Source organism: Flexivirga endophytica (assembly GCF_014640635.1).
Lineage (GTDB): Bacteria > Actinomycetota > Actinomycetes > Actinomycetales > Dermatophilaceae > Flexivirga > Flexivirga endophytica.
The window spans coordinates 25583-41429 of the sequence record NZ_BMHI01000004.1 but is presented as its reverse complement, the minus strand read 5'-3'; the positions used below and the strand labels follow the sequence as shown (position 1 = coordinate 41429).

Annotated in this window: 14 protein-coding genes; all 14 read right to left on the bottom strand. The window is 67.5% G+C overall.

Annotated features, from left to right (window positions below; genetic code table 11):
* Positions 1-7 precede the first annotated feature (7 nt).
* Complete coding sequence (gene aroB / locus IEX71_RS12200) at positions 8-1093, bottom strand: 3-dehydroquinate synthase (RefSeq protein ID WP_188837324.1); 1086 nt, start codon at positions 1091-1093, stop codon at positions 8-10.
* Positions 1090-1596 (bottom strand): shikimate kinase, encoded by a 507-nt coding sequence (locus tag IEX71_RS12195; RefSeq protein ID WP_229749688.1) that lies wholly within the window; start codon positions 1594-1596, stop codon positions 1090-1092. Before IEX71_RS12195 ends, aroB begins: the two co-directional genes overlap by 4 nt.
* A complete protein-coding gene (gene aroC / locus IEX71_RS12190) occupies positions 1593-2807 on the bottom strand; it encodes a chorismate synthase (protein WP_229749687.1) in 1215 nt (404 codons plus the stop codon). Before aroC ends, IEX71_RS12195 begins: the two co-directional genes overlap by 4 nt.
* A gap of 64 nt (positions 2808-2871) precedes the next feature.
* On the bottom strand, positions 2872-3756 hold the full coding sequence (locus IEX71_RS12185) for a shikimate dehydrogenase (protein ID WP_229749686.1): 885 nt from the start codon (positions 3754-3756) through the stop codon (positions 2872-2874).
* On the bottom strand, positions 3726-5099 hold the full coding sequence (mltG, locus tag IEX71_RS12180) for an endolytic transglycosylase MltG (RefSeq protein ID WP_188837323.1): 1374 nt from the start codon (positions 5097-5099) through the stop codon (positions 3726-3728). Before mltG ends, IEX71_RS12185 begins: the two co-directional genes overlap by 31 nt.
* 140 nt (positions 5100-5239) lie before the next feature.
* On the bottom strand, positions 5240-5737 hold the full coding sequence (ruvX, locus tag IEX71_RS12175) for a Holliday junction resolvase RuvX (RefSeq protein ID WP_188837322.1): 498 nt from the start codon (positions 5735-5737) through the stop codon (positions 5240-5242).
* Entirely contained in the window at positions 5734-8451 is a 2718-nt protein-coding gene (alaS, locus tag IEX71_RS12170; RefSeq protein ID WP_188837321.1) for an alanine--tRNA ligase, read from the bottom strand. The genes ruvX and alaS overlap by 4 nt, the downstream gene beginning before the upstream one ends.
* A 174-nt stretch (positions 8452-8625) precedes the next feature.
* Positions 8626-8853, bottom strand: coding sequence for a hypothetical protein (locus IEX71_RS12165; protein WP_188837320.1), 228 nt, complete (start codon positions 8851-8853; stop codon positions 8626-8628).
* Positions 8850-9230 carry a DUF948 domain-containing protein gene (locus tag IEX71_RS12160; protein WP_188837879.1) on the bottom strand — a complete coding sequence of 127 codons (381 nt, stop codon included), beginning with the start codon at positions 9228-9230 and terminating at the stop codon, positions 8850-8852. The genes IEX71_RS12165 and IEX71_RS12160 overlap by 4 nt, the downstream gene beginning before the upstream one ends.
* A gap of 240 nt (positions 9231-9470) precedes the next feature.
* On the bottom strand, positions 9471-10586 hold the full coding sequence (locus IEX71_RS12155) for an ABC transporter ATP-binding protein (RefSeq protein ID WP_188837319.1): 1116 nt from the start codon (positions 10584-10586) through the stop codon (positions 9471-9473).
* Between the two features lie 3 nt (positions 10587-10589).
* Positions 10590-11684: an ABC transporter ATP-binding protein gene (locus IEX71_RS12150; RefSeq protein WP_188837318.1), complete on the bottom strand. Its 1095-nt coding sequence runs from the start codon at positions 11682-11684 to the stop codon at positions 10590-10592.
* Complete coding sequence (locus IEX71_RS12145; protein WP_188837317.1) at positions 11681-12679, bottom strand: ABC transporter permease; 999 nt, start codon at positions 12677-12679, stop codon at positions 11681-11683. The genes IEX71_RS12150 and IEX71_RS12145 overlap by 4 nt, the downstream gene beginning before the upstream one ends.
* Positions 12680-12778: 99 nt before the next feature.
* Positions 12779-14563 carry an ABC transporter substrate-binding protein gene (locus tag IEX71_RS12140; RefSeq protein ID WP_188837316.1) on the bottom strand — a complete coding sequence of 595 codons (1785 nt, stop codon included), beginning with the start codon at positions 14561-14563 and terminating at the stop codon, positions 12779-12781.
* A gap of 80 nt (positions 14564-14643) precedes the next feature.
* On the bottom strand, positions 14644-15684 hold the full coding sequence (locus IEX71_RS12135; RefSeq protein ID WP_188837315.1) for an ABC transporter permease: 1041 nt from the start codon (positions 15682-15684) through the stop codon (positions 14644-14646).
* Between the last annotated feature and the right edge of the window lie 163 nt (positions 15685-15847).

Here is a 15847-nt window from a genome sequence, read left to right as displayed (position 1 = left end):
GTGGTGCTCAGGAGCGCACGGCGTCGAACGCCTCGCGCAGCATCGTCTCGTCGGGCCCGCTGAGCCGGGTGGGCGCGGCGACCTCGGTCAGCGCGACGAAGCGCAATGTCGAGCCGCGGGTCTTCTTGTCCCGTCCCATGGCCACGCGCAGTGCCGTCCACCGCTCGTCGACATCGCCATCCACCGGGTATGACGTGGGCAGTCCCAACAGTTGCAACGCTTTCCGGTGCCGGTCGACCAGCGCGTCGTCGATCAGTCCGGCCCTGCGGGCCACCTCGGCGACATAGACCATCCCGACCGCCACAGCGTCGCCGTGCCGCCAGCTGAAGCCGGAGACCTGCTCGACGGCGTGCGCGAAGGTGTGCCCGTAGTTCAGGATCTCGCGAAGCCCGGCTTCACGCAGATCGGTGGACACCACATCGGCCTTGACCTGCACCGCGCGGGCAACCAGCTCGGGCAGCACCGCACCCGAAACATCAGTGGCGGCAACGGGATCCGCTGCGAGCTCCAGGATCCTTGGGTCGGCGATGAACCCACACTTGACGACCTCGCCGAGTCCGGCCACCAGGTCGTCGCGCGGCAGGGTCCGCAACAGGTCGAGGTCGCAGATCACTGCGGCGGGCGGATGGAACGAACCGACGAGGTTCTTGCCCTCGGGGATGTTGATGCCGGTCTTGCCACCGACCGCCGCATCCACCATGCCGAGCACGGTGGACGGAACCTGCACGACCGGCACTCCGCGCAGCCAGGTGGCGGCGACGAAGCCGCCGAGATCGGTGGTGGCGCCGCCGCCGAGCGCGATCACCGCGTCGGTGCGGGTGAATCCGGCCTCGGCCAGCACCGACCACAACCGGGTCGCCACGTCGACCGTCTTGGCCGCCTCGGCGTCCGGCAACTCCTCGACGAACGGCTCCAGACCCGCGGCCGTCGCGGCGCCGGCGATGGTCGCCGCAGCATCGGCCATGACCGGCGCGTGCACGATCAGCACCCGCTGCGCACCGGCAGGGACCCCGGGGACGACCTGGTCCAGCACGCCATTGCCGATGATCACGTCATAGTCGTCACCGACGCGGATCACCTTGGTATCACTCATGATCCACGGACCTCAGCGACGACGTCGCCAACGACCTCTTCGGCGCTCCTGCCGTCCGTCTCGACGACCCAGGTAGCCAGTCGCTCGTATGTCGGGCGCCGGTCCCCCATTAGGCGCGTCCAGGTCGCCCGCGGATTGACTGACAGCAGTGGCCGAGCCGAGGAGAAACCGACCCGTCCGGCTGCGTCGGCGATGGTGACGCTCAGGAAGACCACCGGCATCGACTCGAGGAGTTCTGCCGTCGCCGGCGTCATCGGTGCCCCGCCACCAACGGCTACGACCCCACCTGTCGTGACAGCTCGGGCGACCGCGTCCGCCTCCAACTGCCGGAAGTGGGCTTCACCGCGCTCGACGAAGATGTCCGAGATGGACATCTGCTGCTCGGTCTCGATGAGCTCGTCGGTGTCGGTGAACGGCATACCCAACTCGGCGGCGACGAGCCGGCCGACGGTGGTCTTGCCGGCGCCGGGAGGACCGATGAGGACAACTACAGGACGCGTCACTTGAGCAACTCCGGGATCGCAGCCAGATACGCGTCGTGGTTGCGCGCCACCTCGGGCACGCTGTCCCCGCCGAACTTCTCCAGCACTTCCTTGGCGAGCACCAGCGCCACCATCGCCTCGGCAACGACGCCTGCAGCGGGCACCGCGCAGACGTCCGAACGCTGGTGGATGGCGGTGGCGTCGTCACCGGAGGCGACGTCCACGGTCTTCAGGGCCCGCGGCACGGTCGAGATCGGCTTCATGGCCGCACGCACGCGCAGCACCTCCCCCGTCGACATACCGCCCTCGGTGCCGCCGGCGCGGTTGGTCTCGCGGCGGATGCGACCGTCCTCGCGGACGATCTCGTCGTGCGCGGCCGAGCCGCGCCGGGCCGCGGTGCGGAAACCGTCACCGACCTCGACGCCCTTGATCGCCTGGATGCCCATCAGCGCGCCGGCCAGCTGTGCGTCGAGCCGGCGGTCGCCGTGCACGTGCGAGCCGAGGCCAGGTGGCACGCCATACGCGAGCACCTCCACGACGCCGCCGAGCGTGTCGCCGTCCTTCTTGGCCGCGTCGATGGCCGCGACCATCCGACCGGATGCGTCCGCGTCGAGGGAGCGCACCGGGTCGGCATCGAGCGCGGCGACGTCGTCGGGCGCGGGCAACGGCGCGTCGTCAGTCGTCCCCTCGCCGCCGATGGCGACCGTGTGAGACACCAGCCGGATGCCCAGTGCCTGCTCCAGGAACGCCGCGGCGACACGTCCGAGCGCCACCCGCGCCGCGGTCTCCCGTGCGGACGCGCGCTCGAGCACCGGGCGGGCCTCGTCGAAGCCGTACTTCTGCATGCCGACCAGATCGGCGTGGCCCGGCCGCGGCCTGGTCAACGGCCGGTTGCGGGCCAGTTCGCCGGATGCGCCGACGTCGGCGGCGGCCGCGAGCGCGTCGGGGTCGATGGGCTCCGGGCTCATCACCACCTGCCACTTGGGCCACTCGGTGTTGGCGATGGTGATCGCGATCGGTGAGCCGAGCGTGCTGCCGTGCCGGACGCCGCCGGTCAACGACACCTCGTCCTGCTCGAACTTCATCCGGGCGCCCCGCCCGTAACCGAGGCGGCGCCGGGCGAGCGCGTCCGCGAGGTCGTTCGCGCTGATGGTGACACCGGCGGGAAGGCCGTCGATCACGGCGGTGAGCTCGGGCCCGTGGGATTCACCTGCAGTCAACCAACGAAGCATGGGCTGATCTTTTCATGTGGCAGCAAGGGCCCGTATGCCGCCGCCGTATGCCGGACGCGGTGACTCAGCTCGCGCCCAGCCCGCTCGCCGCGCGGCCGGCGCGCTGCATGACCTCCAGCGGTGCCGGACTGCCGGTCATCAGCTCGAACTGTGCGGCGCCCTGATGGATCAGCATCTCGATCCCGGGCACGACGCGGGCACCGTATGCCGCGGCTGTCGCAGCCAGTGCGGTCGGCCAGCCGGCATACACGACGTCGAGCAGCACCTGACCGGCCGAGCCGGTGGCGCCCTCGGCAACCCTCGCGGCCACCGCGCCGGCGAGCGAGTCGGCGGCACCGGCGGGGACGGCGCTGATCACCAACGGCGACTCCAGCAGCGCGGCGGCACCGTCGGACTCCCCCAGCGCCACCACTCGGAAACCGTGGTCACGTGCCTGGGCCAGGGTCGAGGCACGCACGTCGCTGCGTACGACGAAGACGACTTCGGGCACACCGAGGTCGGCCAGCGCGGCCAGTGCCGACCGCGCGGTCGCCCCGGAACCGACCACCACGGCCTGCGGCACCACACCGGCGATGACTCCGGCGTCGCACAACGCCTGCCGGATGCCCACGACGTCGGTGTTGTCGCCGTGCCAGGCCCTGCCGTCCCGGACGAGCGTGTTGACCGCACCGGTCCGCCGCGCGACCTCGCTGGAGGTGTCGGCGATCAGCAGCGCCTCCGCCTTCAGCGGCATGGTCAGCGACAGTCCGCGCCAGGTCGGGCCCAGGCCCGACACGAGTTCACGCAGCGCGGCGACGTCGCACTCACGCAGGTCGTAGGACCAATCCGCCATACCCAACGCCTCGTATGCCGCGCGATGCAACACCGGCGACATCGAGTGGGCGATCGGCTTGCCGAGGACTGCTGCCCGATGTCTGGTCAGCACTTGCCGGAATGCTTCTTGCACCACGCGTGGAACACCTGCTCGTTCTTCTGTTGCTCGGGGTAGGTGTCGGCGAAGAGGGTCTCACCGGTCTCCGGGTCGACGGTGACGAAGTAGAGCCAGCCACCCTTCGCCGGATTCAGTGCCGACTTGATCGCCGCGAGGCCAGGGCTGTTGATCGGCGTCGGCGGCAGCCCGGTGTTGAGATAGGAGTTGTACGGGCCCTTCTTGGCGCGCTCCTCGTCGGTCGTGGTGATGGTGCCGCGCTTCTTCTCGGCGTAATGGATCGTCGAGTCCAGCTGGAGCGGCATACCCTGCTCGACGCGGTTCTCGATGACCCGCGCGACCTTCGGGCCGTCCGCCGCGAGGCGGGACTCTGCCTCGACCAGCGACGCCTTCACCATCACGTCGTGCAGCTTGTCCTGCGGGATGTGCAGCGACTCGACCTTCTTGTGCCATTCGGTGACCATCGCGCGCAACTGCTGTTGCGCGGTCGCGTCCTTGCCGAAGTTGTATGTCGACGGGAACAGGTAACCCTCGACGTTGCCCTTCGCGGCCGCGGGCAGCCCGATCGACGCCGCGCTCACCTTCTGGTAATCGGCCACCGGCACGCCGGTCCGTTTCGACAGCAGCGTGAAGATCTGGCCGGCCCACAGGCCCTCGGGGATGGTGATGCCGGTGCTCTTGAAGCTGCTCGGGTCAAGCATCATCGCCAGCGCGGCGCGCGCACTCATCTTCTGGTGCAGTGTGTAGCTACCCGGCTGGATCCGGCCGAAGTCACGGCTGGCACCCGCCGCCTGGACGAAGGCGCCGGTGGACTTCACCACACCGGCCTTGAGCAGGCTCTGGGCGATCGCGGTGCCGGAATCGCCCTCCTTGACGACGATCGTGACCGAGCCGCTTCCCTTGCCGGCGTAGTCGGGGCTGCCCTCCTCCATGCCGGGCAGGCTGATCCGCCCGACCCGGCTCGCCGCATAACCGGCGCCGCCGACCACCAGGAGCATCAACACCACCAACAGCAGGCACGAACGCCCGGCCCGACGACGCCGGTGGCGCTGCTGCTCCTCGTAGGAGATGTGGTGGCCGTGCCGACCCTCGGCGTCGTCCTCACTCAGCCAGTCGTGGATGCCGGTCCATTCCTGCTCGCCGTCAGCTCGCGGACCGTCGACCGAGGCGGCGACGAACTCCCTCGTCTCGTCGTCGTCCGCAACAGTCGGGGGCGGTGGCGCGGGTCGGGAAGCGGGCCTGCGCTGGCGGCCGGTCGCGCGCGTATCAGCGGTCGCGGCGGCACGGCGCGCCGCGTCTCGTGCTTCGCGGCGGGTACGTGGGCCCGGTGCGTGGCCCGACGGCCCGTCTGGAGGAGTGTTCATACCTTCTGTCGCGCCTCTTCCCTCGCCTGCGGGTCTGCACCCCACGAAGTTCTCCGCTCGTACCTCGCTCCGATACTTCGCGGGGACCCCGCACCTCGCTCAATCCTCACTCGGGTCCTCGGTTCGGTCGGCACTCAGTGTCACCTTTCCGTGTCGGCTCGGTGCGAGTGGCGTGGTTTGCGTCCGCCGACGAGTTCTCCGGCAGGTTGGCCGGAAATGCGCTCCGCGTCAAGCGCGGCTTGCAGGATCAGCACAGCTGCTTGTTGATCGATCACGTCACGCCGGTCACGTTCATGAAGGCCACTGGCCTGCATCGCACGGTGCGCGTCGACCGTCGTCATCCGTTCGTCGACGAGGCGCACGGCCAGACCGGGAGCCCGCCGGCGCAGCGCTTTGGACCATCCGCGGGCCACTTCGGCCGCTGCCCGCTCGGCTCCGTCCAGGGACAGCGGTAGGCCCACCACGACCTCGATCGCGGCGCTGTCGGCGGCGAGGTGCGCTATTTCTTGTATGTCGGATTCGTCGCCGGCCCGCCGCAGTGTCCGCAGCGGCGTCGCGAGGACGCCGTCCGGGTCGCACACGGCGACGCCGACGCGGACACTGCCCACGTCGACGCCGATCCGTATGCCGTGCCTCACTGGACCCCGGTAAGGGTGTGCAGCCGGCTCTCGACCGCTTCGAGGGCCGCACCGACCGCCGAGGCGTCGGTGCCACCACCCTGGGCGAGGTCCGGCTTGCCGCCTCCACCGCCGCCGAGCACACCCGCCGCGATCCGCACCAGGTCACCCGCCTTGATGCCGCGGTCGCGGGCGCGTGCATTCGTCGCGACTACGACCAGCGGACGGCCCTTTGCCGAGCCGGTCACGGCAACCACGCTCGGGGCTTCGTCGCCGAGGCGGTCGCGCAGGTTCGTCACGAGCGACCGCGCCTCGTCCGCGCCGAGGTCGCCGCCGTCGTGGGTGAGCACCCGCACTCCCCCGATGGAGGTCGCCCCCGAGAGCAACTCGCCGGCCTGCGCCTGCAACTGCTGCTGCCGCAGGGTCGCGATCTCTCGCTCGGCAGTCTTGACCCGGGCGAGCAGTTCCTCGACCCGCTCGCGCAACTCGCCCGGCTGCGCCTTGACCAACCGGCCGAGCTCGGCGACGATCGCGCGCTCCTTGGCCAGGTAACGCAACGCGTCCATGCCCACGAATGCCTCGACCCGGCGCACACCGGAGCCGACCGATGACTCGCCGGTCAGCGTCAGCGCGCCCACCTGGGAGGAATGCGCCACGTGCGTGCCACCGCACAGCTCGCGCGACCACGGTCCGCCGATCTCGATGACGCGGACCTGCTCGTCGTACGTCTCACCGAAGAGTGCGAGCGCGCCCCATTCGCGCGCCTCGGGCAGCGTCATGTACTGCGAGGACACCGGCAGGTCCTGACGCACGGCCAGGTTGGCGACCTCCTCGATCTCGGAGCGGGTCTCGGCCGACAGGGCACTGCTCCAGGCGAAGTCGAGCCGCAGATAGCCCGGCTTGTTGTAGGAACCGCTCTGCAGCGCCGACGGGCCGAGCACCTGCCGCAGCGCCGCGTGCACCACGTGGGTTCCGGAGTGCGCCTGGCATGCCGAGATGCGCCAGTCGGGGTCGACCTGGGACTCCACCTGCTCGCCGACCTTGACCTCACCGGAAGCGACCTCCACGGTGTGGACGACCAGGCCCTTGACCGGACGCTGGACATCGAGCACCCGCAGCTGGCCACTGGGGGTCGTGATGACGCCCTCGTCGGCGATCTGACCACCGGACTCGGCGTAGAACGTCGTCCGGTCGAGCACGACCTGACCGGTCGCGCCCTGCTCGAACCCCTCGACGCGGTGTCCGTCGGCGACCAGCCCGACGACCTTGCCCTCGGTCGAAAGCGCCTGGTAGGCCTGCCAATCGGTCGCTCCGAGCGCCCGCAGCTCCCGCCAGATCTCGGTGTGTGCGTGGCCGCTCTTCTTCGACTTTGCGTCGGCCTTCGCGCGCTCACGCTGCTCGGTCATCAACCGGGTGAAGCCTTCGCGGTCCACCTCGACGCCCTGCTCGGCCGCCATCTCCAGGGTCAGGTCGATCGGGAAGCCGTAGGTGTCGTGCAGCGCGAACGCCTCGGAGCCGCGCAGCGTCGGCGTGCTGCTGCCGCCGAGCGCCGCGGACGACTGCTTCGCCTTCGTCACCGCTGTGTCCAGGATCGTCGTGCCCTGGTCCAGCGTGCGCCGGAAGGCGTCCTCCTCGCCATACGCGATCTGGCTGATCCGGCCGAAGTCGGCCTCCAACTCCGGGTACGACGCCTTCATCTTCTCCAGGCTCACCGGGAGCAGCTGCGGCAGCACCGTGTCGCGGTAGCCGAGCAGTCGCATCGCGCGGACCGCACGCCGCAACATGCGGCGCAGCACGTAACCGCGGCCCTCGTTGCCCGGGGTGACCCCGTCACCGATGAGCATCAGCGAGGACCGGACATGGTCCGCGACGACGCGCAGGTGCACGTCGTCGGGGTGGCTGGAGGTCGCGGCGTGCCCGGAGTGCGCGCCGTACTGCTTGCCGGTCATCTGGGCGGCCTTGGCCAGCACCGGATAGACCTCGTCGATCTCGTAGAGATTGTCCTTGCCCTGCAGCAGGGTCGCCATCCGTTCCAGGCCCATGCCGGTGTCGATGTTGCGCTGCGGCAACGGCCCGGTGACGTCGAAGTCGGCCTTGGAGCGGACGTCGGACAGCACCTCTTGCATGAAGACCAGGTTCCAGAACTCCATGAACCGGTCCTCGTCGACCGCCGGGCCGCCGTCGGCGCCGTACTCCGGTCCCCGGTCGTAGAACAACTCCGAGCACGGTCCGCCCGGCCCGGGCACGCCCATGTGCCAGTAGTTGTCGTTGGCGTCGCGACGGGTGATGCGCTCGGTCGGTATGCCGATCTGTTCGTGCCAGATCGCGAACGCCTCGTCGTCGTCGGTGTAGACCGTCGGCCAGATGCGCTCGGGGTCCAGCGCGTAGCCGCCGTCCTCGACGGAGGCAGTGATCAGACCCCAGGCGAGGCGGATCGCGCCCTCCTTGAAGTAGTCACCGAAGCTGAAGTTGCCGTTCATCTGGAAGAAAGTGCCGTGCCGGGAGGTCTTGCCGACCTCCTCGATGTCGCCGGTGCGCACGCACTTCTGCACGCTGGTGGCGCGGTCCCAGGGCGGCGTCTGCTGGCCCAGGAAGTAGGGCTTGAAGGGCACCATGCCGGCGTTGACGAACAGCAGGTTCGGGTCGTCGTAGATCAGGGGCGCGGAAGGCACAACTGTGTGCTTGTTCCGCTCGAAATAGTCGAGCCAGCGTCGCCGGATCTCTGCGGTTTCCATCATCAATTCCTTTACGTAGCAAAGTGCGGCTCGAGTCTCGCACGGCGACGGCGCTGCACCTGGGTGCAACGCGAGACGGGCGACCGGTCGGGTCGCGCGTCTACGCGAGCATGACGCGCGAGTCGGCCGCGAGGAGTCGAGCCAAAGAACACAGGTCGGGTCGGAAGCGGGGCCTTACCGGCCCTCGATAGCTCGCGCGTCGGTGTCCCGGCCATCGGCGACCCGCTCACCGGGCAGGGTGAGGTGGGTGTCCATCGCCAGCACCTCGCGCAGCTGCGCCTCGCGGGCACCCATGCCGTGCCGCACGTCGTCGCGGAAGCGCGCGGCCTCCTCACGCGTGCCACGTCGACTCGCGAACGCGACGCCCATCGCGGCGACCGTCACCGGCAGCAACCACTTCATGAGCCGTCACCGCCCTTGTTGACCGGCTTCAGGCGCCGGGACTCCACCGCGGAACGCACCCCGTAGGAGAACGCCGCGATCTTGATCAGCGGCCGACCGACTGTCGCGGTCGCCACCGACGTCAGCGCGCTCACGTTGGTGGTCATCGTCGCGACGTTGGAGGAGATGGTGTCCAGGCGCGACAGCTGCTGACTCGTCGCGGCAACGGTGTCGGTGACCTCGCGCAACAACGGCACGGTCTCGTCGGTGATCTCGCGGACACCGGCACGGGTCTCGTCGAGAACCTTGCCCGCCTTCCCCACGACCGAGCCCAGGCGCAGCACGAGAACGACGAACGCCAACGCGGCGATCATCCCGGCGACGTCCCCGAGGGACACATTCATGCGGGGTCCTCGCGAAGTATTCGGAGGAGGGTGTCGGGGCACCCGCGAAGTATCGGAGGAGCGGAGCGGGGGAGAACTTCGTGGGGTGACGGAGCGGGGGAGAAACTTCGTGGGGTGCTCATTACAGGTCTCGTTCCATGATTGGGCTCCAGCCTAGCGAAACCGGCCCCATGGCGACGCCGGGCCCGTGCCACTCAGGAGTGGCACGGGCCCGGCGACGAACTGATGGGTAGGTCAGGAGGCATCCGCCTCGGCGACCAGGTTGGTCTTCACCTCGGGGAAGTGGCAGGCGATGGTGTGACTCGGCTTGCCGTCCTCGGGATCCAGCGGCGGCTCCTCCGCAGCACAGATCTCCTGTGCCTTCCAGCAACGGGTCCGGAACCGACAACCGCTCGGCGGGTCGATCGGACTCGGCACGTCGCCGATCAACCGGATCCGCTCGTTCGGCACCGCGCCACGCACGACGTTGAGGTCCGGCGCCGCGGAAAGCAGCGCCTGGGTGTAGGGATGCTGGGGCTTCTCGTAGATGTCCTCGCGGTCACCCACCTCGACGATCTTGCCCAGGTACATCACCGCAATGCGGTCACAGAAGTGCCGCACGATGCCCAGGTCGTGCGCGATGAACACGAACGCGATGCCGAGGTCCCGCCGCAGCTGGCTCATGAGGTTCATGACCTGTGCCTGGATCGACACGTCCAGCGCGGAGACCGGCTCGTCCGCCACCACGACCTTCGGCTCCACCGCCAGCGCGCGGGCGATCCCGATGCGCTGGCGCTGACCGCCGGAGAATTCGTTCGGGTAGCGGTTGACGTGCTCGGGGTTCAGACCGACGATCTCCAGCAGTTCCTGGACACGGGCCTTGATCTTGTCCTTCGGGACCAGTCCGTGGATCTCCAAGGGCGCACCGATGATCTTCGACACGGTGAACCGCGGGTTCAAAGACCCGTAGGGGTCCTGGAAGATCATCTGGATGTCGCGCCGCATCGGCCGCAGCGCTTTCTCCTTCAGGTGCGCGATCTCGCGTCCCTCGAACTCGATCGAGCCTGATGTCGGCTCCAGCAGCCGCGTCACCAGCCGACCGGTGGTCGTCTTGCCACAGCCGGACTCCCCGACGAGCCCGAGGGTCTCGCCCTTGGCCAGGTCGAAGCTCACTCCGTCGACCGCTCGCGTCTGCAGGGTCTTGGGAAAGAGGCCGCTGTATTCCTTGACCGGGAAGTGTTTGGCCAGGTCCTTGACCGTCAGCAGAACCTCGCGGTCACGCTGCGACTCGTGCACGACGGACTCTTCGGCCCGCTTGCTGATGTCGATGGCGCCCGCACCTTCGACGGCGTCAGTGGTGTTGTCAGTCATCGATCACTCCAGGTTGGGGGCGACTTCATCGGCGAAGATCGCGGCAGGGTCTGCCAGGTGGCAGCGGCTGAGTCGTCCCGGCTCGCCCGGCACCTCGAGGAACTCCGGCAGCTCGGTCGCGCACCGGTTGTCCGGCACGCGGTCCGAATACGCACAGCGTGGCCGGAACGAGCAGCCGCCGGGCAGGTTGAGCAGGCTCGGCGGATTGCCCGGGATCGGCTTGAGGTCCGAACCCACATCCGCGGTCAGCGACGGCACCGAGCTGAGCAGACCCCACGTGTAGGGCATCCGCGGGTTGGCCAACACCTGTTGTGCCGTGCCGTGCTCGACGCTGCGCCCGGCATACATCACCAGCACGTGGTCAGCGACCTCGGCAACGACCGCCAGGTCGTGGGTGATCATGATGATCGCCGACCCGAACTCGCGCTGCAGGTCGTTCATCAGGTCCAGGATCTGGGCCTGCACCGTGACGTCCAGCGCGGTGGTCGGCTCGTCGGCGATGAGCAGCTTCGGGTCGTTGACCAACCCCAGGCCGATCATGGCGCGCTGGCGCATACCGCCGGAGAACTCGAACGGATACTGCTTGGCCCGTCGGTCCGGGTTCGGCACACCCACCCGGTCCAGCATCTCGACCGCACGCTTGGCAGCCACCGACTTGGAGACCTTGTGATGCGCCAGGTATGCCTCCGCGATCTGCGCCCCGACCTTCTTGAAGGGGTGCAGCGAGGACTGTGGGTCCTGGAAGATCATCGCTGCTGTCGCGCTGCGAAGCTTGCGGAACTCCGCCTGCGAGGCGCCGACGAGCTCCTGACCGTCCAGCTTGATCGAACCGCCGATCCGGCTGCGCTTCGGGTCGTGCAGGCCCATGATCGCCATGGACGAGACGCTCTTCCCGGAGCCGGACTCACCGACGATGGCCAATGTCTGGCCGGCCTTCACTTGGTAGGAGACACCGTTGACCGCGCTGATCAGGCCCTCTTCGGTCGGGAACTGAACCTTGAGGTCCTCGACGGTGAGGACTACCGGGGCGTTGGGATCGAGCGGTGGGCGTCGCTGGGTGCCCGGCTCACCGGCCGGGGGCGTTGTTGTCTGGGTCATGTCAGCTTCACTGTCGGGTCGACGGCAACGTAGAGGAGATCAACGAGCAGGTTTCCGAGGACGATGAACGTCGCGCCCACCAGCACGGTGCCGGCGATCACCGGCAGGTCGTTGGTGCTGATGGCGTCGAGTCCGAGTCGACCGATCCCACGAACATTGAACACCTGCTCGGTGAAGATGGATCCGGACAACTGCAGGGCCACCTCGACACCGATCAACGTCAGGTAGGGCGCGATCGTGGCGCGCAACGCGTGCCGCCACACCACCGTCCGCTCCGAAATGCCCTTGGACCGTGCCGTGCGCACGAAGTCGCTGGACAGCGTGTTGATCATGAAGGCACGCACATAGCGCACGTAAGTCATCGAGGCGAACAGTCCGAAGATGACCCAGATGGCGATGAAGCCCTTGAACCAGGTTCCCGGAGATTCCGTCAACGGCGTGTAGCCGGTGGCGGGCAGGACCTTCCAGGTGAAGATCAGGTAGAGGTTCAGCAGGAGCGCGATCGCGTAGTAGGGCGTCGCACTGATGAGCTGAGAGGCGCCGACCAGGAAGCGGTCCAGGGGTGAACCACGGTTGCGTCCACAGACCACGCCGAGCAGCAGGCCGAGCGGGATGTAGATGAACATCCCCCCGAACACGATGGCGAAGGTGACCGGCATGACCTGTTTGACCTGGTCGGTCACCGACTGGCTCTGCACGTAGGACCAACCCAGGCACGGCGCGTCACAGTGACCGGTGACCTGACCGTCGTTGGTGATGTCGCGACCGGCGACAAGACCCTTGACGTAAGTGCCGAACTGCTCCACGACAGGCTTGTCGAGGCCGAGGCTGTGGTTGATGTCGTGCACCTTCTGATTGGTGCACTTCGTGCCGCAAATCTGATATGCGACGCCGTCCTTGGCCGGTCCGGTGAAGAAGAGGCCGAAGGTCAGCACGATTGTCGCGAACAGCACCGAGATTGCGAGCAGCAACCGTCGGGCGATGTAGACGATCACGTGGTGGCTCCTAGAAAGATGGTGACCCGCCGGTGACCGGAGCGGAGGAGACGATGCTCCCCGCTCCGGTCACCGGTGAATTTGACGTCGTCCGTCAGCTCACTGCTTGACCCAGAGCTGGGACAAGTTGGGCATGCTGATGATCGGGTTCAGCGTGACGTTCTGGACGTTCTTGCCGAACGTCGCGGTGTTCATCGAGTAGTAGTCCGGCAGGCCGGGCACGTACTTCGTCATGATCTCCTGGTCCAGCTTGGCCCACTCGGGAGCAGCCTTCTCCGGGTCCATCTTGCTGATCTTGTCCATCTCGGCGTTCACCGTGGCGTTCTTGAACTGACCCACGGTGGTGCCGTCCGGGATGCCCTCGCCGCTGAAGAGCACCGGGTAGACCGAGTCACCGGTCGGCCAGTCGTAGCACCAGCCCGGCGTGCCCTGGCTCATGTTGACCGGCGCCTTCGGGTCGGCGATCTTCTTGGTGCGCTCGGCCTTGGGCACCGGGATGTCCTTGACCTTGAAGCCGGCCTTGATCAGGCCGTTCTTCTTCGCAGTGTTGGCAGCGACCGCCGAGGGGTCGTCACCGGTGTAGTAGTACTTCAGCTCGAAGCCGACCTTGCCGGCCTTCTTCAAGATCGCCTTGGCCTTGGCCGGGTCACCATTGCCCTGACCAGTGGCGTACGGCAGCGGGTCGTACTTCTTGTAACCCTGCAGGCTGGGCGCGGCATACGTGGTCGCCGGCTGGTAGTTCAGCTTCGAGAGCCCGGCGGCCTTGCGGATCTGGTTGAAGGGGTAGGCGTAACCGACCGCCTTGCGCACCTCCAACGGGATCTTGTTGACGTCGAGGTTGACGTAGTACTCACACGACGACGGGCCGAGTGCGAACTGGTCCTTCTGCGCGCCGGTCACCTTGGACTCCAGCGATGCGTCGATCTCGCCGATGTTCACCGTGTTGGTGCCGGTGCCGCTGTTGGCCAGGATGCGCTGCTGGGAACCGAGGTCGGTGATCGCCAGGTTGATCTGCACCTTGTCCGGGTAGGCGTGCCGCACCGGGTCGGTCTTGGGGTCCCAGTTCGTGTTGCGCGACAGCGTCAGCTTGGAGCCGATGTTGTAGGAGTCGACCTTGTAGGGGCCGGTGGTCAGCGGGTGCTTCTGGTAGTCGCCCTTGGTGTCCTTGGCCTTGGGGACCGGGGTGAACTCCGGGAACGAGGCGAAGTAGTTGAACGACGGCAACTTCTTGACCAGGTGGAACACCAGGGTGTCGTCACCCTTGGTCGTCACACCCTTGAAGTCGGCGTTGGGCTGCTTGTAGGGACCCTTGTAGTCCTTGCCGCCCACCAAGAACTGGCGCTGGTAGTCGGTGCCGTTGAGCGCAACGCTCTCCTTGGCGAAGGAGCGTTTCAGGCCGTAGACGAAGTCCTCGATCTTGACCGGCGAACCGTCGGAGTACTTCAGACCCTTGCGGATCTTGAAGGTCCAGGTCAGCCCGTCCGCGGACTGCTTGCCGACGCCCTCGGCCATGTCCGGCACCAGCACCGGCTTGCCCTTGACGATCTGGAACTGCGTCAGCGTGCGGTACATGTACTGCGTCGCGAACGCGTTCGAGTCGACGTAGTAGATGCCGGCGGGGTCCATGGTGGGCGGGTTCGAGTGGTCGTCGATGTAGAGCGTGCCACCCTTCTTGGCGCCCTTGACCTCCGGCGCCGGAGCCTTCAGGTCCGGGTTGGTTGCGGCGACCGCAGCTTCGGACTGCTTCGCGGCGGCGGTGTTGTTGCCATTGCCGTTTCCGCTGCCGCTGCCGCCGCTGCCCGACGGGCCTCCGCTGCTGCACGCAGCCAACGAGACCGCAGTGACGCCGGCGGCGCTCAGCGCAGCCAATTTCGTCCAGCGCATTTGTCATTCTCCCTTTTTCGTTACTTCCCGGCACAGCCCGGAAAGAGTGTGTGAAGTGCGTTGTGGTGTGTCGGTCGCGATCAGCGCCGGGTGTTGGGGTTGAACGCGTCCGACACCGCATCGCCCAGCAGGCTCAGACAGAGCACCAGGATGAGCAGGCCGACGAGTGGGACCAGCATCGGCAGCGGGAATGCCTGCATCTGCTGCTGGCCGAGAGCGATGTCCAGGCCCCAGTCGGCCGTCGGCAGGCTGATGCCGACACCGAGGTAGGACAGTCCGGCCTCCGCACCGATCCAGGCAGGCAGCGAGGTGGTGAAGGCCACCAGGATGACGCTGGTCAGATTGGGCAGCATCTCCTTGAAGAGGATGCGCTTGGTCGGTGCTCCGAGTGACCGTGCGGCTTGCACGAACTCGCGCTCACGCAGCGCCAGAACCTCGCCTCGGATGAGGCGGCACAGCCCCGCCCAGCCGAAGAAGATCAAGGCGATGAAGACCGCGAAGATGCGGATCTTCTGCACCTCGCTGGAGGTCGGCTGCCCGCCGGGCACCAGGTAGGTCGTCATGATCGGCACCAGCGCGATCGCGAAGAGCAGGAACGGCAGCGAGAGGACGAAGTCGACCAGCCAGCCGATGACCCGGTCGATCCAGCCACCGAAGAAGCCCGCAACCAGACCGAGCAGCACACCGATGATGGTGGTGACGATGGTGACGATCAGCGCAATGGCGAAGGAAGGCCGGATGCCGTAGACGAACCGGGCGAAGACGTCATACCCGGAGTTGGCCGTGAGGCCGAGCCAATGGTCGCCACTGGTGTAGAAGGTCGGCAGGTTGTCGTCACCGATGAGGTCGAAGTGCGGGTCGGTGGGGTTCTGGCCCTCGATGCCCGCGATCAACGGTGCGAAGATCCCCATCAACAGGAACAGCCCGATGATGACGGTGCAGATGACGGCGATGCGGTCCTTGCGCAACCGAGCGAAGGCGATCTGCCGCGGCGATTTGCTCTGCTGCCCCCCGTCATCCCCGTGATCCGTCTTGCCCAGGACTGCGGTGGCGCCGTCGGTCCCGTGAACTTGACCGACCTCCGTCAGCGTCTCATTGACGCCGCCTGGCCCAGCGGTCATCGATCCTCCATACGAGTTTTGGAAGTCGGCCAATCATTGGTCGTGGCCGACTCTTTCGTGGTCCCTCAGCCGTGCCCCCGCCCGCTGCGACGCACTAACGATGCCACAGCGGACGCGGCGCACAACCACGACTTGGTGAAGGTCACCCAATCGTTACATTGAG